This is a genomic window from Halopseudomonas laoshanensis, from assembly GCF_008365385.1.
GTDB lineage: Bacteria > Pseudomonadota > Gammaproteobacteria > Pseudomonadales > Pseudomonadaceae > Halopseudomonas > Halopseudomonas laoshanensis.
In genome coordinates this window covers 1,207,070-1,227,569 of record NZ_QOVF01000001.1, presented here as the reverse complement: position 1 = coordinate 1,227,569, position 20,500 = coordinate 1,207,070, and the positions used below count along the sequence as shown (strand labels likewise).

Here is a 20,500-nt window from a genome sequence, read left to right as displayed (position 1 = left end):
ACCTATGACAGATTTTCAACGACATGCGCTGGCACTGGCAGAACAGCAGAGCAGCCCCGAATGGCTAGCGCCGCTGCGTGAGCAGGGTGCTGCCCGTTGGGCTGCGACCGCCTGGCCGACGCGCAAGACGGAAATGTGGAAATACACCCCGCTGACGCCGCTGCAAAATGACTGCCCCAGCCAATGGGCGGTCAAGCCCAGTGGCGACTGGCAGCAGGGTATCGAGCCGATTGAAGAACTGGATGCCACGCGCCTGGTGTTTATCAATGGGCAGTTCTCTGCCGAGCATTCCAGCGCTTTGCCTGACGGTGTGGTGCGCTTCGCCGATGCTGACGCCGCGCAAAGCGAACTGATCAAACAGCATCTGGGCAAGGTTGTTGACGCCGAGCGCCATCTGTTTGCTGCGTTGAGCAACGCCTGGGCCGCCGACGGTATCCTGGTACATGTGGCGGCCGGCCAGAAACTTGCCAAGCCGGTGTATGTCCTCAATGTATCCACCCCTGAGGCGGAGCCTGCTGTGAGTAACCAGCGGCTGCTGATGGTGCTGGATGACAACAGCCAGGCTGAAGTCATCGAACACTTTCTGTCCAGTACCGAGCAGCAGAATGGCTTCGTTAACACCCTGACTGAAGTGGTGGTGGGTGCGAATGCGCAGGTACAGCATTACCGCATCAACCTGGAACAGGAAGACCTGCTGCATGTGGGTGGCGTACATGTTGACCTGCATCGCTCGTCACGCTTCTACGGCTTTACCCTGGCCCAGGGCAGCCGCCTCAAGCGCATTGATTATCAGGTCAATCACCGCGGCGAGGGCGCGCACCTGGAGCTGCACGGCGTTTATCTGCCGCGCAACAAGCAGTTGATCGACTATCACACCAACGTTGAGCACTGCGTACCGCACTGCACTACCAATGAAGTGTTCCGCGGCATCGTTGGCGATGCGTCCAAAGCGGTATTCAACGGGCGGATTCATATTCATCCGCAGGCGCAGAAAACCCTGGCAGAGCTGAGCAACAAGAACCTGCTGACCTCGCATCAGGCCGAGATCAACACCAAGCCTGAGCTGGAGATTTATGCTGACGATGTGCGTTGTGCCCACGGTGCAACCATCAGTCAGTTGGATCAGACCTCGCTGTTCTATCTGCAGAGCCGCGGTGTGTCCAAGGCCGATGCGATGAGTATGCTCAGTTTCGGCTTTATCAATGAACTGTTGAACGATGTGCCAGAGCCTGCGATTCAGCATTATCTGCGCCCACGTCTGGCGGCGCTGTTCGGGCGTGAAGACACCGAGCTGGGGCAGTTGGCCTATGAGTGAGCAGGTGTCGCTGAAAGGCGCTCCGGCTTTTGATGCCGAGCGTATTCGCGCGGATTTTCCGATTCTCGATCAGCAGGTCAATGGCCACCCGCTGGTGTATCTGGATAACGCGGCGACGACGCAGAAGCCCGAGGCGGTGATTCAGGCAATTGTTGATTATTACCGTCACGACAACAGCAATGTGCACCGCGGTGCGCATGCGCTGGCCGAGCGCGCGACCGAGAAGTTCGAGAACGCACGCAGCAAAGTGGCGGCATTTATCAACGCCGCCGAATCGCGTCAGGTGATCTGGACCAAGGGCACCACAGAAGGCTTGAATCTTGTCGCTGCTACCTGGGGCCGGACCAATCTGAAACCGGGTGACCGGGTGCTGGTGTCGGGCATGGAGCACCACTCGAATATCGTGCCCTGGCAGATGGTAGCGGCAGAGAAGGGCGCCACAGTGGAAGCCATCCCGGTGGATGCGACCGGCACCATCGATATGGACGCCTACGCTGCGATGCTGGATGAGCGGGTCAAGATGGTCTCCTGCGGGCATGTCTCCAACGCCTTCGGTACTATCAATCCGATCCAGGACATCATCCGCTTGGCCCATGAAGCCGGCGCGCTCTGCATGATTGACGGTGCGCAGGGGATCAGCCATTGGGCGGTGGACGTACAGGCGCTGGACTGTGATTTTTACGTGTTTTCCGCGCACAAGCTGTTCGGCCCGACTGGCCTGGGCGTGCTGTATGGCAAGGTCGAGCTGCTCGAGTGCATGCCGCCTTACCAGGGCGGTGGCGAGATGATCGAAAGCGTCAGCTTCGCCGGCACTACTTATAACCAGTTGCCCTACAAGTTTGAAGCCGGTACGCCGGATATTGCCGGGGTGATCGCCCTCGGCGCGGCGGTGGACTATGTGAACAGCTATGATCGCGTAGCCGCAGCGGCCCACGAGCAGGCGTTGCTGGCGTATGCTGAAGACAAGGCACGGGCCACGCCCGGCTTGAAACTGGTGGGTACGGCGGCGAACAAAACCGCCGTCATGAGCTTTCTGCTGGAAGGGGCGCACCCGCATGATGTCGGCATGCTGCTCGACCAGCAAGGTGTGGCGGTGCGTACTGGTAACCATTGCGCGCAGCCGATCATGGATCAGTACGGCATACCCGGTACGGTGCGTGCCAGTTTCAGTATTTACAATACTTTCGCAGACGTTGATCGTTTGTTTGAAGCCCTGACCAAGGTCAGGCAGTTTCTATGATCAGGATCTGCATTCCAAAAGGAGTCATGGCATGAGCGTTGAATCCTTCGATCCAGGCAGCCAGGTAGTCACTGTGACACCCGCAGCGCTGGAGCATTTCCGTCGGCAGCTAGGCTCGGATGCCGGCAAGTCCGTGCGGCTGAGCGTGAAGAAGAGTGGCTGCACCGGCTTTATGTACGTGATCGACATGGTCGAGCAGGGCGCAGACAGCGACCTGCATTATCATCTCGATGAGCAGGTTGAGCTGCTGATTGATCGCGACAGCCTTAACGTGCTGTCCGGCACTGAAATCGACCTGGTCAAAGAGGGTATCAACCGTCAGATCAGGTTTATCAATCCCAACGTCAAAGACCAGTGTGGTTGCGGCGAAAGCTTTAGTGTGAGCTGACATGGAAAGACGTATGGTGGTGGCGCAGGCAGATTGTCCTGCGCGCCGGGTTCCTGATGGCACGCCGTTGACCATCCCCAAAGATACCTTTGTAACCATTACCCAGGCGCTGGGTGGCAACTACACCGTGACCTATCACGGGCAGATGGTGCGGGTTGATGGTACTGACGCGGCCAGCCTGGGCCTGGAGCCTGAATTGCTCAGCTTTCCGGAGCCGACTGACGATTCCATCAACGAGGATCAGGTCTGGGAAGCCCTGCGCACGGTCTATGATCCAGAGATTCCGGTAGATCTGGTGAATCTGGGCTTGATCTACTCGGTGGCGGTTGATCAGGCGGCCAAGCGCGTGGATATCCGCATGACCCTGACAGCGCCCGCCTGCGGTATGGGCCCGGTGCTGGTCGGTGATGTCGAATACCGCGTGCGTCGCGTGCCCAATGTGGATGTGGTCAAGGTCGATCTGGTATTTGATCCACCCTGGAGCCGCGACATGATGAGCGAAGAGGCCCAGTTGGAAACCGGAATGTTCTTTTAATCTGGTTTGTTCAATGGGATTCTTTCAAGGTGATTTCTTCAAGGTAAAAGTTGCATGAGTGAGTTTGGTACCGACATCAGTAGCGAAGACATCGTCGATACGCTGGCATTCTTCGACAGCTGGGAAGATCGCTACAAGTACATTATCGACCTGGGTCGCGAGCTGCCGCCGATGGATGACAGCCAGCGGACCGAGGAGCATATTGTGCGCGGCTGTCAGAGCCAGGTATGGTTGGCCAGCGAAGAGCGTGACGGGCGTCTCTATTTCGCCGCTGACAGCGATGCTTTTATCGTCAAGGGCTTGCTCGCCGTGGTGCTAGCGGCTTATAACGGCAAGACTCCCGCGGCTATCCGTGAGTTCGATATTGAAGACTATTTTGAACAATTGAATCTGATCAAGCATTTGAGCGTGACACGCGGCAACGGTTTACGTGCTATGGTCAAACGCATCCAGGCGACTGCGGCCGTCTAAAACAGGACTATCAGGGATTGATGTGCAGGCAATTGTGCCATGCTGGCGTTGAGCTATTGTAGGCAGCGGTAACAGATTATAAAGTGCGGCCATCCTGATGATGGCTCAGGCGGAAAGTCCCGGGCGGGCAATCCGAGATGGGCTATCCCAGATGAGAGTCTCGGGCACAACAATAATAGCGCCACTTTAGAATTCTACGCAGGATTCCATGCAGAGCATCTTGATACGTCTCAAAGAAGACTTTCAACTTTCCATCATCACTCTGGTCGGGCTGTGCTCGCTGATTGGTATTACCCCCTATATTGTCTTTCGGCTGCTTGAAGGGAATCTGTGGGTAGGGCTGGTTGATGCTTTCCTCGTTGTCAGTACCGGGCTTGCGGTTCTCTATGCCTGGCGTACCGGCGATACCATCAGACCTGGCCAGTTTCTCGCACTGATCTACTCTGCAGGCGCGGTACTGGTGTCGATCAAGCTCGGCGTCAACGGTCTGTTCTGGTTCTACACACTGATTCTGTTCAATTTCTTTGTAGTACCGCCATTGCAAAGCGCGGTGGCCACGGTCGCGTCTTTGATCGTGGTTTGTACCTATGGCTATCTGAATCCAGGTCTGGTTTTTGAAAGCCATTATCAGATGACCTCTTTCGCTGTCACCTGCTTGATCGCCAGCCTGTTTGCCTCGGTGTTCGCCTACCGTGGCCGACGTCAGCGCGAGCAACTGATCGAATTGGCGACACTGGATCCGTTAACACGGGCCGGCAACCGCAGAGCCATGGATGCGGAGCTGGATATCGCCATGGCCGATTATCAACGACATAAAACCGCTTACGGTCTGCTGGTGCTGGATCTGGATCTATTCAAGGAAGTAAACGACGCACATGGGCACAAGGCCGGCGACCACGTGCTGACTGAGTTTACCCGGATCGTTAAACTCAGTTGTCGGCAGTCTGACCGGTTGTTTCGCATGGGTGGGGAAGAATTCGTACTCTTGCTGCCGATGGTAGACCGCACGGGGCTGGAGCAGGCCGCCAGTCACATTCGCGGCACCGTGGCAGAGCAGTTACAAACGCCCGATGGCCCAGTGACCGTATCCATCGGCGGATGCATGCTGCATCAACACGGCAACAGCGATGAGTGGCTGCACGAAGCGGATCAATGTTTGTATAAGGCCAAAGAGCTGGGCCGTAATCGCTACATCATAAGCCCCAAGGGTTGAGGGCCGACTCCGTCGGAGCGCGGGTGCATTCCATGTTAGGCTTTCGACTTCACGCGGAGGTGTAATCATGACGCTGGCTGACAAATATACCGATGCAAGTTTTTGGCTAAAACTCGGCAACTATGCCAAAAAGGCCGGACTGGCAGTGGTGGAGCGCGCTTTGTACCTGTATTACGCCGCGCAACGCCCCGAAACACCGGCCTGGGCGAAAACCATCATCTACGGCGCCCTGGCCTATTTCATTATGCCTATCGACGTAATCCCCGACTTTATTCCGCTCGCGGGTTATTCTGATGACCTCGGCGCTTTGGCCGGTGCGCTGGGCTTGGTTTCGCTGTATATCAACGACGAGGTAAAACAGCGCGCACGCCAAACGCTGGCGCGCTGGTTTGGCCCGGTCAAGGGTAAGAGCTGAACACCGAAGTGTCGTTATTTTCATCAAGACTGATGACATCATAGGCGTCGACCCGATCGCCCATCTCCATCCCGGGTGAGCCCGCGGGCATCCCCGGAACCGCCAAGCCAATGATGTCCGGCTGCTGACGCATTTTCAGTATGTCAGCGGCGGGAACATGTCCCTCTATAAACCGACCATCCAGCACCGCGGTATGACAGGAAGCCAGTTCCTGTGGTACTCCCAGCTCGCTCTTGAGCGCACTCATATTATTCTCGACGTGATCTGTCACGTTGAAACCATTATTTTCAAGATGCGTTATCCAGGCCTTGCAGCACCCACAATTGGGGTCGCGATAGACGTCAATCGCCACTGGGTCTGCCGCTTGGAGTACGGAAGAGAAGGTAACGACGAACAGGCTGGCGGCCAGTGCGATCGATGCGAACAAAGATTTCATGCAGTTACTCCCAAATTTTTTTCGGTTTACCTGGTCACACTTTTACTGACAATTTCGCTATTTCGGCACCTTCACTGCCACGCTACGGGCAGGCTATTGTGTTGAATCATACCTTTGGAGTGGGGCTGCATGGGCGATAATGTGTTGCAGTATTTACAAGACTCACTGGTAGATCAATATCGTGTTCTGGATCTGAATATTGCGCAGCTGGCGGATCCATCAGCCACTGAAGCCTTACATCAGACTCGCATCGCGATGCGCAGGCTGCGCAGCTTGTTGCGACCATGGAGGGAGCAGGGCGATTGGTTTTCCGGTGTTGACAGCCTCTCGGCAGAGTTAGGTCGAGAGACCGGGCCGTTACGGGATCGGCAGGTGCTGGTGCAGGAGCTGGAGAAGCGCGGTGCGCATTATCAGGCCGTCTGCCGCCAAGAAGCCATGCAGACCAGTTGTGCGTTGCTTGCTGGCGACTTGCGTTACAGGCTGCTCCAGCTGGCGATCATCAATCTGGAGCAACGGTTGGCTGTCGGGTCGGATGATTACCGGCTGGAGTCTGACACGCTCGACAACTACGCCTACAAACTGACGCGAAAGTTACGTAAAACGCTGGGAAAAAAGAACCCGGATTTGCATGAGGTTCGTAAGGAAATCAAAAAGCTGCGTTACTTATATCAAGCGTATTCTGAATATCTTTTGCCCAGTTCCGAGCTAACCAAGGCGCTGAAGCGTGCACAGAATGAGTTGGGCGAATGGCACGATAACCTGCAATGGTTGATGATGTCAGAGCGTGAAACTGACCTGTACTGTTGTCGGGATCACTGGCAGACGCAGATTGATCAAAGGGCGGAGCGTGCGTGGAAAAGGCTTAAAAAACTGCGCAAGTTACTGCGCAGCCCTAAAGGTTAGTAAAAGGCTCATAGCATGAAACCTAGCGGCGGGCGATAACCCATACCGCGTGAACAATGCCCGGAATATAGCCGAGCAGCGTGAGCAGAATATTCAGCCAGAATGCGCCACCCAAGCCTACTTGCAGAAACACGCCGAGCGGCGGCAGCAGGATTGCTATAAGAATGCGGATCAGATCCATAGGGTTACTCCTGTCATTGGCTTCACCCCTCCGACGCGTTATTGCTGTTTTTGTTCCCCAGCCAATTCAGCGTCTATGGCCGGTTGGGGCAGGTTCTGCAGCGGCTGTTCGGGTGTTTGCCGGGGTGTCCCGGGAAGAAGCAACAAGGTGGCGGCCCCCGCGACCAGACCCCAGAAAGCCGATCCGATCGAGAACAGAGTGAAGCCGGATGCTGCGACCATAAAGGCAATCAATGCCGCCTCACGCTCGCCTGGGCTTTCCATTGCTTTTGCCAGGCCACTGGCAATCGAGCCTAACAGCGCCAAGGCTGCAATAGAAATAACCAGCGCTTGCGGCAGGGCCATGAACAGCACCGTCAGGGTCCCGGCAAACAGGGCGATGGCGCCAAACAATGCACCGCAGCAGAGCGCTGCGGTATAGCGTTTGGCCGGATCAGGATGCGCTTCGTGACCGGTACACACCGCGGCACTGATTGCCGCGAGATTCAGACCGTGAGAGCCAAAAGGGGCCAGCAACACGGACATGAGTCCGGTCAGCGATAGGATCGGTGCAGGGTCCACTTCGTAGCCATCGGATTTGAGGATCGCCAGGCCTGGCAGGTTCTGCGAGGTCATGGCCACGATATACAAAGGCAAGCCGATGCTGATCATCGCGCTAAGGGAAAAGCTCGGTGTGGTCCATTCTGGCAACGTGATTTGCCATTGCACCTCAGGCAGATCCAGCATGCCGGTCACCCAGGCGATCAAAGTGCCGCAGAACAGTGCTAACAGTACGGCGTAGCGCGGCGCCCAGCGTTTGGCCAGCAGGTAACTGACGAACATCACCAGCACCAGGCCGATCTGCTCCTGCGCAGCCTGAAGAATCTGGCTGCCAATCCGAAACAGGATGCCGGCTAACAGGGCCGCAGCAAGAGAAGCGGGAAGCCAGCGCATCAGCCGGGCGACGGTTGAGCTGATTCCGCTGAGTAGCAACAGCAGCCCGCAGAATATAAAAGCGCCAATCGCGTCACTGTATGACACGCCGGGCAGGCTGGTGATCAACAAAGCCGCACCGGGCGTAGACCAGACAACCACCAGCGGCAGACGATAACGCAGAGACAGCAGCAGCGTACAGATTGCCATGCCGATGGAGAGAGCCCAGATCCATGAGGCGATCTGGGCATTGCTCAGACCCGCTGCCTGTCCGGCCTGCACCATCAGCACCACCGAGCTGCTGTAGCCGGTCAGCATGGCAACAAAGCCGGCGGTCAGGGTCGATAGATTGAGATCGCGCCACACCTGAAGCGGGCGAGCAGTAGAGGATGGTTTCGACAGGCGCATAGTGAACAGCTCTAAAAGGTGAGGGCGGTTCACTGCATGATAGTGGGAACGCCCGGCCAAGCGGTGATACAGCAAGACCGGGAGTGGTAGCAACAGTTGTAAACACGCTGCGCCGGTAGCGGGTTTAGCGGTGCAGAGAAAACCTGTAATCATGGCGCTCGAGTGGGCTATTGCCGCTACCGCTTTCAAAGGTGTCTACCACTACCTCGCCGTTGTTATACAGAGAAACCACTCTAAACATCGCTGTGTGGTTGCTTTCATCCGGAATTTTGGTGCGCTCCAGCGCCGGGATGTGCAAATAATGCACGTCGTCGATCCTTTTCGAATGATCGACCCGGTCCATATCCATATGCAGATCGCCGGAAATGACCGCGGCAAGATTGTCCATGCGCGTGATCTTTTCAAAGGTGGTATTGGTTATGCCTTTCTCGGCATTTTCTGGAAAGGCGCCAGCCTGGGCGCCATGCACTACCAGAAAGACCGGCTTGGGATGCAGCCGGAAAATCTGTTCGGCAATCCAATCAACTCCACTGTTGTCGAAATCACGACCGTGATCCGGTGACGCAAACACCAGGGCGACCTGCTCCTGCTCCACGACGTAACGGGCGTCAGCGATATGCACCTTGCCCGCATTCCAAAGGTTTGCGTAATGCAAAAAACGAGCAACGCTCGAACCGTGCTCCTCGTTACCCATGATGGGGTAGAAGGGTAAGTCAAGACGCTCCAGTTCCTTGGTGGCGTTGTCGTATTGTACCAGCGTGCCCTTGTGGGCGATGTCGCCTACGCCGACGACGAAGTCCATTGGTTGTACGGCGGCCAGTGCGTTCACATGATCGACAGACCTGGCCAGGTGTGGGAACTCCGCTAAAGGCTTGGGCTCGGCATCCCCCAGTACAGCAAAGCTCAACACTGGCTCGGCGTGCGCAGCGATATCAGCGTTCACCAGGGGTGAAGCTATCGCCAACAGTGCAGCGATCGAGCAAGTGCGCGTGTAGGTAAAAATGTTCATATGACTCCAGGGTTTGTTGGCAGAGACCTAATGTTGATTTACTGGTGCGGAAATAACGTGGCGTCTAGGCTCAGGTCCCTATTACGCCGCCATCGTCCTTGGTAATCAGCACCGTTGTGCTTCGCGGGCGAGACTTACCGTCGCTGGCGGGGTAGCTGATGCCGGGGTGCTGCACATTGATCCACATGCTGCGATAGTCTGGCGTCCAGGTAAGGCCGGTGATTTCGGCGCCCCAGGGGCCGACCAGAAAACGCCGTACCTCACGGCTGACCGGGTCAGCGCAGAGCAATTGGTTGCAGCCAGTGTTGGCGGTGTGCGCGGCATCCTCATCAGAGTCGGTCTGGATCCACAGCCTGCCGCCGGCATCAAATGCCAAACCATCCGGCGATGAAAAAATATCGCCCTTGATCGTGCCCGTCAGGTGCTCGGGAATGGGCTGACCTTCGTTATCCAGGGCCCCAGGCTGGTCCCCGGCGAGCAGGAACAGTTCCCAGGTAAAACGAGTGGCTGTAGGGTCGCCGCCGGCTTCATTCCAGCGCAGAATCTGGCCGTGCAGGTTGTCCGGCCGGGGGTTGGCGGCATCTACTGCAAAGCGCTCGCCGCGCTCGGTGTTGTTGGTCAGGGTGACGTAGACCTCCAGGCTCTGCGGGTGCACTGCCACCCACTCCGGACGGTCCATTGGCGTCGCCTGCAATACATCAGCCGCGCCCCGGGCGTTCAGCAATACCGCTTGCTGATCGGCAAACCCATTCTCAGCGGTCAGACCATTCTCACCCCAGACCAGAGCCAGCCACTCGCCGGATCCATCTGCATTGAACCGCGCCGCATAGAGGGTCCCAGCATCTAGCAACTGGCGATTTGCTTGTGGTTGAGCCGGATCAAACCGACCTTGGGGAACGAATTTGTAGACATATTCACCGCGGCTGTCGTCTCCGGAATAGAGCGCCATGCTGCCGTTGGCATGTAGAGAAAGCACTGAGCACTCACGACCCAAACGACCCATGGCCGTACGCTTGACCGGCGTGCTGTCTGGATCAAAGGGATCTATCTCTACTACCCAGCCAAACCGATTGGGCTCGTTGCAGTGGCCATTATGTTGCTGGCCCGCGTAGGGAGTGGCATCGAAGCGTGCGTCCACTGATTCCCAGGCGTAGTAGACACTACTGACGCCGTTGCCAATCCCGTAACGGCGGTGTTCGGCACGCTGCTGATAATCCTCGGCATCGCGGTTGACGAAATAGTTATGGAAATTTTCCTCGCAGGCCAGGTAAGTACCCCAGGGTGTGACGCCCATGGAACAGTTGTTTAACGTGCCCAGAACCTGAGTACCGCTCGGGTCGCTCAGGGTTTTCATCCGCGCGTCGGCCTTGAGCGGGCCAGCAATGTTGATCGGCGTCATGCCGCTGATTCGGCGGTTATAGGCTGACGTAGCGACCCGCTGCCAAGCGCCAAGAGCGTCACGGCGAACTTCGATAATGCTGATGCCGTGCGCCGCCTGCTCCTTGCGCACCTGATCGATTGGGCGCTGTTTTGCGCCGGTTGCGTCCTGGGTAAAGGTCAGTCCCTGGGGATGCAGCGTAGGGTTGATGTACTCGTGGTTGATGACCAGCAGACCGTGGCTATTGGGCGCCTGGGCGAAGGGGAAAAAATGCATGCCGTCGTGATTGTCGCCAGCCTGCTGCAATTGCGCCTGCCAATCATCCGAGGCATCTGGCTGCCAGGCCGGGGCTCCGGCCAATACCGCATCACCCCAGCTAAAAAACGCTTTAGCGGTGTACCCCGGTGCGACGATGACCCGGTCAAAAGTAGACGATGTCTGCGCAGCGACGCCCTTGAAACCCAGTAGTGGAGACGTGCCCGCGACGGCTTCCCGACTCAGAAGTAGATTACCGCCAAAAAAGCCGAACGCTGCTACAGCGAGACTGCCCTTCAGCAGGTTGCGCCGGCTCTGATTGATCATGCTGTCCAGGCTGGGGGCCGTACTGGGGTTGATGCTCTGGTCATCCACTGCTTCAAGACTGGCGTGATAGAGCTGATGCTCCTGTCGCATGGGTTAGTGCTCCAGACGAAAACGAAAGGTATTGCGTACGCCAGGCACGGCCACTGCCACGCCATCGACGACACGCGGTTTGTAACGAAAGCTTTTTGCCGACGCCAGGGCGGGGCGGGCGAACACGGGGTCATCACAGCCGCCGTCGACCACGACTGGGTTGTCCACCTTGCCCTGTTCGGTGACCGTGTACTCCACGGTACAATCGCCTTCCTTACGTTGGTCAAGCGCCCGCTTTGGATAGGCTGGCGGCTTTTTACTGACAGGTTGATACTGGCTGATGCTCGCGGCTTCAGCCGCTTGTTTCGCCTGTGCTGCAAGCAGGCGCTGTGCCTCAGCCTGCTGGCGCGCCTGCTCGGCAGCCAATGCCTGGCGTTGCCGCTCGCGCTCCTGTTCTTGCGCTTGGCGCTGCAGTTCTTCCAGGCGCGCTTGTTCCTGGCGTTTCTGTTCCGCCAGCCGGGCTTCGCGCTGCTGTTCCAACCGCTCTTGCTCCTTGGCCCGCTTGCGAGCTATCGCCGCCTGATCGACTCTCGGCTCGGCTGGCTCTGCTGGTTGCGCCACTTTTGCTGGCGGAACAGGGGCGGGCGGCGGTTCGGCGGGCGTTATCGGCGCCACTGATATTGGCTCTGGGACTGGCGCAGGAGCGGGCTCGACAACCGGCTCAACACTAAGGGTCACCAGTCGTGTTTTCAGTACCTTTTCCTTGTCCACAGCCGGTGCTGCCGGCGACCAGTTGCCCAACAGCAGCGCAAAAACCGCAGCATGCAGAATGACGGTGGTCACGGCGGGCCACACATAATGGCCGACTGTTCCGGGTTGCGCTGCAGTAGAATGCAGTGGCGTGGTAGGGGGGAGCATGGCAGTCATCGGCTCAAGGCGCCTCCGTTATCAGGCCTATCTGGGTTACACCGTTCTGCTGCAGTGCGGCCATACCGGCGACTACCAGCCCATAACCAGCTTGGCTGTCGGCACGGATGAATACCTGCGTGTCAGGATCGGCGGCAACCAGTCCGGACACGCGTGCGGACATGTCCTGCAGGCTGCTAGCACTATTGCTGTACTCCTCTGTGTCTACCGTCTCGCCCTGATTCCAGTGGTAGGTGCCGTCGGCCTCGACCGACAGCGTGACAATGGACTGCGTGTCTTCGCTGGGCAGAGCTTCGCTGGCCACTTTCGGTAGCTCGATCTGAATGCCCTGGGTCAGCATGGGTGCCGTGACCATAAAGATCACCAGCAGCACCAGCATCACATCGATATAGGGCACCACATTCATCTCCGCTTTTGGCTTGCGTTTGTGCCTGACTGGGCGCATGCGGATTACCTCTGGCCAGGGGTGTGCAGGCGACGATGCAGCAAGGTGGCGAGTTCATCCGCCACTGTGTAATAGCTGGCGATCAGATCTTCACTGCTGGCGGCAAAGCGGTTGTAGGCGATGACCGCGGGTATCGCTGCGAACAGGCCGATTGCGGTGGCGATCAGCGCTTCGGCAATCCCTGGCGCAACGGCGGCCAGGGTTGCCTGCTGCACCTGCGATAGACCGATAAAGGAGTTCATGATCCCCCATACGGTGCCGAACAGGCCGATATAGGGGCTTACTGAGCCGACAGTCGCGAGAAACGGCAGTTGCTTCTCCAGGCGTTTCTCTTCCCGGGCGATGGCCGTCATCATTGCGCGCTGACTACCTTCCATTACCGCGGTCGACTCGGTGTCAGCATGCTGGCTCAGATGCCGGTATTCACTGAAGCCCGACCGGAACACCTGCTCGGCGGCGCTGTGTTGTTCGCCGGGTGTGGAGAACAATTGATCGAGGCTGCCTTCAGTCTTGAAGCGATTCTCGAACTGGCGCAGCGAGCGTCTGGCAGACGCCATCAACGCAGTGCGTTGGACGATCACGAACCAGGAAGCGATAGACGCTGCGACCAGGATCAGCATGACGATCTGCACCAGCACGCTGGCTTCTTCAACTAATCCCCAAATGGACATACTGTCTACCGTAGTAGGCATGGCTTGGTTTCTCCGGCAAGGGGCTGTCGTCGACAGCCCGTACACTTATTGAATGATGGTTGTATGACGGTTTGTGGCGGGTTCAGTCCAGATTCAGCGCTTCTGCGACAGCCTGCCAAGGCACGTACTTGTAGTTCTGGTTGCCCTCTGGCATGCGTTTGCGGCCGTCCTGAAGCACCAGCATGCCGGCACCCCATGCGCCGCCCAGATTGCGGGAGCTGACTTCCAGTCCATCGGTTTCAGAAACGCCATCGATGCCTTGTTCGGCGTTCAGCCCGACTCGGAAAGCGCCGCGTAAGGCATAAGGCGCTGCGCCGTCCAATACCACGTAACTGTTGTTACCCTGGCTGGAGATCACCAGATAGGGATGTTCGGGATCTTGATAAAAGGCCAGGCCTTCGATGTCGTCCTTGATCAACCCACCAATGCCGACTACCTGATGCAGATCGATCGGGGCATCAGCGCGGGCATCCAGCGCCCATACCGCTACATCCTCTTCACCGATAAACAACATCTGGCGTTGATCATCGGCAACACAGCCTTCTGGCTGGCTTTGCGTGGCGAATTCGCGCACCAGTTCACCCTTGACCTGCTTGCCTTCGGAGCTGATCCGGTATTGCAGGAAGCGGCCACTTTTGTCGTTGGGGATGGCGTAGATATCACCGTCGGGCGACTGGCTCATGCACAATCCGTAGATCTCACTGAGCGGCGTGGCGATCTGGCCGATGTCACTCAACTCACCGCTAGCTTGGTCAATGGCAAACAGATGCAGGCTGTTCTTATCGCGATTGCTGGCAACGGCGAGGTCGACGGTGCGACCGTCGAAGGCAAAGTCGTGACGCAGATCGACATTGTTCAGCCTGCCCCCCGGCAGAAATTGCAGCTCCTTGCCCTGCAGGTCATAGACGCCCAGGCCTGCACGCTTGTCTGTGCCTAGTACACGGCTATGCTCAGGCTGGCTGGCATGCGCCCAGATCGCCGGATCATCTGCGGCATCGCCAGCGCTGGGCACTGGGTCGGTGTGCACTGCGGATACCAGCACTGGCAAAGGTGCGGGCTGTTTGAACGGCTCCGGTTGCCAGTGCAGCTCGCCCACGTTAAGCATTGATTCACCGTCGTTGACCAGCAGCAGCTCCACGCCGCTATCGTTGATTCTGCTGCTGATCCGCTCTGGTTCTGCCAGTTGGTCGAGCAGAATCGAAGGCAGGGCATTCCAGCGCTCATCGGTTTGCTGATAGCGGTGCAGCTGCTGGCTTTCGGCATCCAGCACCAGCAATCCGCCGGGAATGGATGAGACTCCCGCAACGCTTCCAGCTATCGAACCAAAGGGAACGACCATATCGATCGCCTCGCGGCTCAGCTCGGCTTCCGGATGGGCTCCATAGGCCCAGACCCCTACGGATTCTTCGTTAACGAACAACAGATGCTGCTGTTCATCAACCGAGCAAAACTCGCTTTCTGGCGGCATGCTCAGTCGTCGCACCGGCAGACCGGCGTCGAGCAGGCGCTGATCAGTCGCTACCAGCCATTGTTCGCCAATACCCTCTTCGCCGAGCAGAAAGACGAAAAGGTTTTGGCTTTCGTCGCGGTACAAGCAGAGGTTTTCGACCTTGTAGTCGGTAGCGGGCAAATACAGGGGTTGGCCAAAGCTCAGGTCTTCGCTATTGAACCTGATCAGCATGGGCCTGGCTGTGAGGCTGTCAACGGTGGCCAGGGTCAAACCGTCTGCGTGCTCGCGAGCGTCCAGGGCGGCAAAACGACCAGGTAACTGGGCTTGTACTTGGCCTTGGGCATTCATTAACCACAGACCTTTACTATTGGCAGCAGCGCGGTCGATATCAGCATCGTTGTTCGCTATAGCCAGCATTTTCCAGCTTTCCGCTTTCCCCGCAGCATCGGGTTCCCAGCCTGTGAGCGCCAGTGCCGGTTGTTCGTCAGCGGTAGTGCTGCTGGCTACTGGTGCGGCAGCATGCTGTTGCTCGCCGCTGGCCTGGCTTTCGGCCGGAGCGCAGCCGCTCAGCAGGATTCCCGTAGAGACCAATGTAGCGGCCAATGAGAGTGTGAAACTGTTAGTCATCATGTGCTTCCAATATCGGATGGGCCCCGGCCTGCATCGACCGGGGCGGTAAAGGGTCAGAACTGGCTGAGCGTCAGGCCGACTTTGTAGGTCGGGCCGTACTCTTCGTATTGGGCGTTGAAGCGCCGGCTGCCGGTGTAGACGTAATAGGATTCGTCGGTCAGGTTCTGCGCCTCGAAAAACACCTGAAGACTCTCAGTGAGGAAGTAGCTGGCGCTGAAGTCGATAAACAACTGGTCGTCGACCTGATAGTCGTAACGCTCATCCAGGACATCGCCTACTTCATCCAGGTAGTCAGACTTGTAGTTGCTGGACAGGCGCAGACTGAGCTTGTCGTTCTCCCAGCCGAGCGTCAGGTTGCCGGTGACGTCCGACTGCCCAGGCAGGCTGATGGTGCGGCCACGCTGAGCGCCCAGGTCTTGGTCGAACTGATCTATACGTGCCTTGGAGCGAGTAAAGGTGGAATTGGCATTGAGCAATAAACCGTTCCAAGGGCTGGGCAGCCAGTTGAATTTTTGCGAGTAGGCCAACTCAAGGCCATAGACTTCGGCTTTGTCGCCATTGACTGAGGTGAATGCCTCATCAAAGCCGACGTAGTCACCCGTGCCGGCTACGTCAGCGGTATAGATGAAGTTTTCAATATCCTTGTAGAACACAAACGCGGATACGGCGCCCGCGCGGCCCATGTAATGCTCAATGCCCAGGTCGAAATTGCGCGCTTCGAGGGGATCGAGTTCAGGATTGCCAAACTCGGCTTCATCGCCGTCCAGTACGAAGCCAGGGAATAGCTGACCAAAGGTGGGTCGTACCACGCTGTTAGTCCAGGCGGCGCGAATTTGCGTATCGGCGTTGAGCTGATAGATCGCATGCAGGCCCGGCAACCAATGGTGGTAACCGTTGGTCGTGTTGCTCTGTTCAAACACCCCGTCAGTCAGACCAGTACCACGCGCATCGAGCTTGGTGCTTTCATAACGCACCCCGGCAATGATGCGCAGAGCATCTATATCCAGGGTGTTCATGATGTAGCCGGCGTTGATGTCTTCATTGATGTCAAAGTCATTGATGCGCGACTCTTCTTCAGCGTAAAAGCTGTCGCGATCCAGCCCACCTATCAGGTTCCGCACAGCCTCCGGAGAAGCTCCGGGCCCGAAGCGTCCGAGCCCGCTATCGACATCCCCGCTGGTGAAATTGGTCATGTTCAGCTGTTCGTCGGTGAAACCCTGGTCGGCAAAGTCTTCGTAGATCCAGACATCCAGATCGTTGTCCTTCTTGCGTCGGCTGGCTTTGCCGCCGAACTGCAACTGTGAGGGCATGTTGTTGACGTAGAAATCACGGGTCAGATCAATACGGATATTGCGTTCGGTATCTGTGGTCGTCTGCTTTTCCCACTCGACTTCCTCGAGGGTATAGCTGGCGGGATCGTAGAAGCTGTCGCCAATATTCAGCTGCGGCTTGCGGGTGTCGCTGAAGCCCGCATCAATATCGCCGGTATTGCCTACAAAGGCGGCGTTGGCGATGCCCTCCGGGCTTTTCTCGCTGGCCTGGCTATAGCCGCCCTGGGCGCTGAGGGTCCAATCACCCATTCGGCGCTTGCCGCCGAGCACCAGACTCTTGACCTCCTGGGTGTCTTCGCGGGCCTTAAGCTCACGAACTGCTTCGGCTTCACCGATCTGACCCGCCTGCTGGGGATCGGCAAACTCGACGATGCTCGCTTGACGTACTTCATCGTCCTTGAACCGGCTGTACAGCGTACGCAAGTACACTTCTGTGTCTTCATCAGGCCGGTAATCGAAATTGAGTCCGGCACCAGAGCGCTCGCGGGTAATGTCATAGCGGCGTTGGGCGATCTCCTCGAGCGCAGCGCCGTTATCGAAATCCCAGGCGCCTCCGGTTTCGACGTTATCCGAACCGAAGTCGCGGTCTTGCCAACTGACCGCGGCTGCCACCGCAAAGTTGTCAATCCCATCGCCGAGACTGAAGCGATTGCTGAATGACCCCGAGACTTTCGGGCTGGTCTGGCTGGTGTTGTCGTCGTAACTGCCTTCGGCATTCAGGCTGTAGAACAGCTCATCGTGATCGAAGCCGGAGAGGCTCTCTACTTCGATGGTGCCGCCGAGGGAGTTGGCGTCCATGTCCGGGGTCAGCGTTTTAACCACAGAGAGTGATTGCACCAACTCACTGGGCAACACGTCCAGCGCCACTGCGCGGCGGTCGTCCTCCGGAGCAGGCACCAGCGTGCCATTGATGGTCACGCTGTTGAGATCAGAGCCCAGCCCGCGTACTCGAACGAAGCGTCCTTCGCCCTGGTCGCGTTCGACCGAGAGGCCTGGTACGCGCTGCAGGGCTTCTGCCGCATTGTCGTCAGGCAATTGACCGATGGCGTCGGCATGCACGACGCTCTTGATCGAGCTGGACTGACGCTGCTCTTCGAGCGCCTTCTCCAGTTGCGCGGCCTGACCGATGACCTCGACAACTTCTGGCTGAGTCTCGGCTGCCCACACCTGAGTGCAGGTGCTGATCGCCAGCGCCATGAGGCTGATTCTGAAGCCTCTGCTTTTAATCGGTTGCTTCGGTCCTGACATGATTCGTTCTCCCCTGGTTGGCTGCTTATGAGCATCACGTGGTTAGCTAACGTGGCTGGCGTGCTTAGCTGCTAACGGACCTTAGGGAGCGCAGATGTCACTTTGGTTACAGCTGCGCCGCCATGGTGCGGATTCAGGGGGTTCTGGAGCGATATGGTGGCGGTTTTGAGCTGATATGACTCGTTCAGCCCGGATTACCCCAACGGTTTTACGCGGTCCTGCGGCAGCGAAGCGGGGTATTCAGCCGAATTAAACTAAAGGTGTTGCACTGGCCTGAGCCGAAATGACCCAGGGGCTGCCATCTCTCTGTCATATGCATCTGTTGTTCTGGGCGGACCCTTATAGTCGGAGGCCAATATGCCCTCGTTGTTCGCGCTGCACCGTATCAAGCTGTTGTCACTGCTGGTGATATCGAATCTGGGCTTGATCCTGCATTTGTCGCTCGGTGACGTGAAGTCCGTTGCAGCCTGGGCCTGGCTGGATATAGCAGGCGAGGGCGGCTCTGCGGCTCTGGTGTTGATCTGGATCTGCCTGCTGCTGAAAAGTCGGCCGGCAGGACGTGTGACGGATCTGCTGTTTCTGGGGCTGGCTTGCCTGTTCTTTTCGCTGTGGATGGATGTCACCGATGAGTTCGTGCAGATGGCTGATAGCGTCAGATGGGACGCCTGGCTGGAGTCAGGGCCAATGCCGGTGGGGTTTGTCCTGCTGACGTTCGGGATTTATCACTGGCATCGCGAGCAATTAGCCATCAGCGCGCAAATGCGCAACCGAGAACGGCTCTACCGCGAGCACCGTCAGTTCGACAAACTTACGCCTCTAGGCGGCGCAGCCTACCTCAAAACCCAGATTGAACTGACCATCAAGCAAGCGGAGATAGACCGGCAGCCCTTGTCGCTGATCATGCTGGATATGGACAGCTTCAATATGATCAACCGCGATTTTGGCCAGAAGGAGGGGGACCGCGTATTGCAGGTGGTGACCCAACTGGTGTTGCTGAACCTGCGTGAGCATGACTTGCTCTGCCGTCTGGCGGGCGACCGTTTCGTCGTTGTACTGCCCAATACCTTGGAGTCTCAGGCCGTGATCGTGGCGACTGAGCTTTCTATGGCTATCGCACATCTTGCCTACCGAACTGCCGGCCAGGGCGAGCGGCTAATACTTAGCGCGACTACCGTGGCAGCTATGGCACGGCAAGAGAGCGCGGAGCGTCTGCTTGAGCGTTTGAACATGACGATGGCGCGCGCCAAGCAAACACCGTTGGCGCGTAGCGCATGAGTGCTCAGCCAAACCCTTGGTACGAACGTGACGAGCGCTTTATTCAGGCTCATCATCAGCCTGCATGCTTGATTGATCTGGCGCTGACACGCGGTATAGACAGCCATCGTCTGTTGCGTGGTACCGGGCTTTTCTATCAGGATATTCTGACCGGCCAACAACGCATCTGCACCGAGCAATTCCTGCGCCTGATCGACAACGCCCAGCAACTGCAAGGTAGTGACGATTGCAGCTTTCTATTTGGCCAACAACTGCTGCCAGGTCATTACGGCCATGCCAGCCACGCGCTGCGGCATGCGCAGAACCTGAGTCAGGCGCTGGAACGCCTGGTATTGCTGCGGCGGCGCGTGTCACCTCTGCTTACACCGCGCGTCAGACTAGACGACAAGTTCGTCTACCTGCATTGGTTTGACAGTTGCGGCACCGGAGCACGTGAAGTCTTCCTGGTAGAGGCGGCGATGACCGCAGTGACCGCAATGTGCCGGTGGCTTTCCGGCGAGCCTCTGCCATGGCAGTACCAGTTGCGACACACACAGCCGGGCTACATTGAACAGTATTGGGTCCATCTGGGGGAGGACGTGCGTTTCAGTTGCCCGCAGAACCTGATGCGCTTGCCGCGTGAGTATCTGGTCAAGTCATGGCCACATGCGTCGGTGACAGTTGGCCAAGTCGCCGAGCAGGCCAGTCTCCATGAACTGGCTGCGGCCAATGAACTGGCGCCAAGCATTCTTGATGCCCTGTTCGATCACATCCATGATCACATCAGCCAATCTCGGATGCGCCAGCCATTGGGGTTGGAACGTTTGGCCGAGGCGCATGGAATGAGCGCCGCGACGCTTAAGCGCAAATTGAAACGCCACGATACGCAGTTTCAACAGCAGCTCGATCAAGTGCGAACCTATATCGCGCTCGACCTGTATCTCAGCAAAGGCTTCTCCAGTGATGAAGTCGCCGCTTACCTCAACTTTAATGACCGCGCCAATTTTCGTCGTTCCTTCAAACGTTGGACCGGACACCTGCCTAGCGATTTGATTGGTAGGCTGGCGTAAAATAGAACGCCCCGGCTAACCAAGTTAGACGGGGCGTT

General features: G+C 57.6%; 20 protein-coding genes. 10 read left to right on the top strand and 10 right to left on the bottom strand.

The features are described 5' to 3' along the window. Positions 1 to 4 precede the first annotated feature (4 nt). The 7 genes from sufD to DT594_RS05605 all read left to right on the top strand — a co-directional run bounded on the left by sufD (position 5) and on the right by DT594_RS05605 (position 5,577). Positions 5 to 1,315: a Fe-S cluster assembly protein SufD gene (gene sufD / locus DT594_RS05635; protein WP_149331732.1), complete on the top strand. Its 1,311-nt coding sequence runs from the start codon at positions 5 to 7 to the stop codon at positions 1,313 to 1,315. Then, positions 1,308 to 2,555 (top strand): aminotransferase class V-fold PLP-dependent enzyme, encoded by a 1,248-nt coding sequence (locus DT594_RS05630; RefSeq protein WP_149331731.1) that lies wholly within the window; start codon positions 1,308 to 1,310, stop codon positions 2,553 to 2,555. Before sufD ends, DT594_RS05630 begins: the two co-directional genes overlap by 8 nt. A gap of 31 nt (positions 2,556 to 2,586) precedes the next feature. Then, a complete protein-coding gene (locus DT594_RS05625; RefSeq protein WP_149331730.1) occupies positions 2,587 to 2,943 on the top strand; it encodes a HesB/IscA family protein in 357 nt (118 codons plus the stop codon). A gap of 1 nt (position 2,944) precedes the next feature. Beyond that, positions 2,945 to 3,478, top strand: a complete 534-nt coding sequence (gene sufT / locus DT594_RS05620; protein WP_178091429.1) for a putative Fe-S cluster assembly protein SufT — start codon at positions 2,945 to 2,947, stop codon at positions 3,476 to 3,478. 54 nt (positions 3,479 to 3,532) lie between these two features. Next, complete coding sequence (locus DT594_RS05615) at positions 3,533 to 3,949, top strand: SufE family protein (RefSeq protein ID WP_096345014.1); 417 nt, start codon at positions 3,533 to 3,535, stop codon at positions 3,947 to 3,949. A gap of 208 nt (positions 3,950 to 4,157) precedes the next feature. Continuing rightward, the gene (locus DT594_RS05610; RefSeq protein ID WP_149331729.1) at positions 4,158 to 5,162 is read left to right on the top strand and encodes a GGDEF domain-containing protein; all 1,005 of its coding nucleotides are present in this window, start codon (positions 4,158 to 4,160) and stop codon (positions 5,160 to 5,162) included. Positions 5,163 to 5,229: 67 nt separating this feature from the next. Beyond that, entirely contained in the window at positions 5,230 to 5,577 is a 348-nt protein-coding gene (locus DT594_RS05605; protein ID WP_218574477.1) for a YkvA family protein, read from the top strand. On the opposite strand, the gene DT594_RS05600 is transcribed toward DT594_RS05605, so the two are convergent. Continuing rightward, positions 5,561 to 6,013 carry a DUF411 domain-containing protein gene (locus tag DT594_RS05600; RefSeq protein WP_149331728.1) on the bottom strand — a complete coding sequence of 151 codons (453 nt, stop codon included), beginning with the start codon at positions 6,011 to 6,013 and terminating at the stop codon, positions 5,561 to 5,563. The genes DT594_RS05605 and DT594_RS05600 overlap by 17 nt on opposite strands. Before the next feature lie 129 nt (positions 6,014 to 6,142). Here DT594_RS05600 and DT594_RS05595 point away from each other — a divergent pair, with 129 nt between their 5' ends. Next, the gene (locus DT594_RS05595) at positions 6,143 to 6,916 is read left to right on the top strand and encodes a CHAD domain-containing protein (protein ID WP_149331727.1); all 774 of its coding nucleotides are present in this window, start codon (positions 6,143 to 6,145) and stop codon (positions 6,914 to 6,916) included. Between the two features lie 22 nt (positions 6,917 to 6,938). On the opposite strand, the gene DT594_RS05590 is transcribed toward DT594_RS05595, so the two are convergent. The 9 genes from DT594_RS05590 to DT594_RS05550 all read right to left on the bottom strand — a co-directional run bounded on the left by DT594_RS05590 (position 6,939) and on the right by DT594_RS05550 (position 18,138). Beyond that, positions 6,939 to 7,097, bottom strand: a complete 159-nt coding sequence (locus DT594_RS05590; protein ID WP_096345018.1) for a YqaE/Pmp3 family membrane protein — start codon at positions 7,095 to 7,097, stop codon at positions 6,939 to 6,941. 38 nt (positions 7,098 to 7,135) lie between these two features. After that, positions 7,136 to 8,416 (bottom strand): benzoate/H(+) symporter BenE family transporter, encoded by a 1,281-nt coding sequence (locus DT594_RS05585; protein WP_425460511.1) that lies wholly within the window; start codon positions 8,414 to 8,416, stop codon positions 7,136 to 7,138. A gap of 124 nt (positions 8,417 to 8,540) precedes the next feature. Next, the gene (locus DT594_RS05580) at positions 8,541 to 9,425 is read right to left on the bottom strand and encodes a metallophosphoesterase family protein (protein ID WP_149331726.1); all 885 of its coding nucleotides are present in this window, start codon (positions 9,423 to 9,425) and stop codon (positions 8,541 to 8,543) included. Positions 9,426 to 9,495: 70 nt separating this feature from the next. Then, entirely contained in the window at positions 9,496 to 11,475 is a 1,980-nt protein-coding gene (locus DT594_RS05575; protein ID WP_149331725.1) for a PhoX family protein, read from the bottom strand. A gap of 3 nt (positions 11,476 to 11,478) precedes the next feature. After that, positions 11,479 to 12,342, bottom strand: coding sequence for an energy transducer TonB (locus DT594_RS05570; protein ID WP_149331724.1), 864 nt, complete (start codon positions 12,340 to 12,342; stop codon positions 11,479 to 11,481). A gap of 4 nt (positions 12,343 to 12,346) precedes the next feature. Next, positions 12,347 to 12,787 (bottom strand): protein TolR, encoded by a 441-nt coding sequence (gene tolR, locus DT594_RS05565; RefSeq protein ID WP_149331723.1) that lies wholly within the window; start codon positions 12,785 to 12,787, stop codon positions 12,347 to 12,349. Positions 12,788 to 12,792: 5 nt separating this feature from the next. Beyond that, complete coding sequence (gene tolQ, locus DT594_RS05560) at positions 12,793 to 13,479, bottom strand: protein TolQ (protein ID WP_149331722.1); 687 nt, start codon at positions 13,477 to 13,479, stop codon at positions 12,793 to 12,795. Positions 13,480 to 13,561: 82 nt separating this feature from the next. After that, positions 13,562 to 15,556, bottom strand: a complete 1,995-nt coding sequence (locus DT594_RS05555) for a phytase (protein WP_149331721.1) — start codon at positions 15,554 to 15,556, stop codon at positions 13,562 to 13,564. Positions 15,557 to 15,612: 56 nt separating this feature from the next. Beyond that, positions 15,613 to 18,138 carry a TonB-dependent receptor gene (locus tag DT594_RS05550; protein WP_149331720.1) on the bottom strand — a complete coding sequence of 842 codons (2,526 nt, stop codon included), beginning with the start codon at positions 18,136 to 18,138 and terminating at the stop codon, positions 15,613 to 15,615. A gap of 357 nt (positions 18,139 to 18,495) precedes the next feature. On the opposite strand from DT594_RS05550, the gene DT594_RS05545 reads away from it, so the two are divergent. Beyond that, on the top strand, positions 18,496 to 19,413 hold the full coding sequence (locus tag DT594_RS05545) for a GGDEF domain-containing protein (RefSeq protein ID WP_149331719.1): 918 nt from the start codon (positions 18,496 to 18,498) through the stop codon (positions 19,411 to 19,413). Continuing rightward, complete coding sequence (locus DT594_RS05540) at positions 19,410 to 20,462, top strand: AraC family transcriptional regulator (protein WP_149331718.1); 1,053 nt, start codon at positions 19,410 to 19,412, stop codon at positions 20,460 to 20,462. Before DT594_RS05545 ends, DT594_RS05540 begins: the two co-directional genes overlap by 4 nt. The last annotated feature ends 38 nt before the right edge of the window (positions 20,463 to 20,500 follow it).

Bases quoted from the DNA above. Each gene is read 5' to 3' on its own strand.
- sufD (WP_149331732.1), top strand. From the start codon at position 5: ATGACAGATTTTCAACGACATGCGCTGGCACTGGCAGAACAGCAGAGC.
- DT594_RS05630 (WP_149331731.1), top strand. From the start codon at position 1,308: ATGAGTGAGCAGGTGTCGCTGAAAGGCGCTCCGGCTTTTGATGCCGAG.
- DT594_RS05625 (WP_149331730.1), top strand. From the start codon at position 2,587: ATGAGCGTTGAATCCTTCGATCCAGGCAGCCAGGTAGTCACTGTGACA.
- sufT (WP_178091429.1), top strand. From the start codon at position 2,945: ATGGAAAGACGTATGGTGGTGGCGCAGGCAGATTGTCCTGCGCGCCGG.
- DT594_RS05615 (WP_096345014.1), top strand. From the start codon at position 3,533: ATGAGTGAGTTTGGTACCGACATCAGTAGCGAAGACATCGTCGATACG.
- DT594_RS05610 (WP_149331729.1), top strand. From the start codon at position 4,158: ATGCAGAGCATCTTGATACGTCTCAAAGAAGACTTTCAACTTTCCATC.
- DT594_RS05605 (WP_218574477.1), top strand. From the start codon at position 5,230: ATGACGCTGGCTGACAAATATACCGATGCAAGTTTTTGGCTAAAACTC.
- DT594_RS05600 (WP_149331728.1), bottom strand. From the start codon at position 6,013: ATGAAATCTTTGTTCGCATCGATCGCACTGGCCGCCAGCCTGTTCGTC.
- DT594_RS05595 (WP_149331727.1), top strand. From the start codon at position 6,143: ATGGGCGATAATGTGTTGCAGTATTTACAAGACTCACTGGTAGATCAA.
- DT594_RS05590 (WP_096345018.1), bottom strand. From the start codon at position 7,097: ATGGATCTGATCCGCATTCTTATAGCAATCCTGCTGCCGCCGCTCGGC.
- DT594_RS05585 (WP_425460511.1), bottom strand. From the start codon at position 8,416: ATGCGCCTGTCGAAACCATCCTCTACTGCTCGCCCGCTTCAGGTGTGG.
- DT594_RS05580 (WP_149331726.1), bottom strand. From the start codon at position 9,425: ATGAACATTTTTACCTACACGCGCACTTGCTCGATCGCTGCACTGTTG.
- DT594_RS05575 (WP_149331725.1), bottom strand. From the start codon at position 11,475: ATGCGACAGGAGCATCAGCTCTATCACGCCAGTCTTGAAGCAGTGGAT.
- DT594_RS05570 (WP_149331724.1), bottom strand. From the start codon at position 12,342: ATGACTGCCATGCTCCCCCCTACCACGCCACTGCATTCTACTGCAGCG.
- tolR (WP_149331723.1), bottom strand. From the start codon at position 12,787: ATGCGCCCAGTCAGGCACAAACGCAAGCCAAAAGCGGAGATGAATGTG.
- tolQ (WP_149331722.1), bottom strand. From the start codon at position 13,479: ATGCCTACTACGGTAGACAGTATGTCCATTTGGGGATTAGTTGAAGAA.
- DT594_RS05555 (WP_149331721.1), bottom strand. From the start codon at position 15,556: ATGACTAACAGTTTCACACTCTCATTGGCCGCTACATTGGTCTCTACG.
- DT594_RS05550 (WP_149331720.1), bottom strand. From the start codon at position 18,138: ATGTCAGGACCGAAGCAACCGATTAAAAGCAGAGGCTTCAGAATCAGC.
- DT594_RS05545 (WP_149331719.1), top strand. From the start codon at position 18,496: ATGCCCTCGTTGTTCGCGCTGCACCGTATCAAGCTGTTGTCACTGCTG.
- DT594_RS05540 (WP_149331718.1), top strand. From the start codon at position 19,410: ATGAGTGCTCAGCCAAACCCTTGGTACGAACGTGACGAGCGCTTTATT.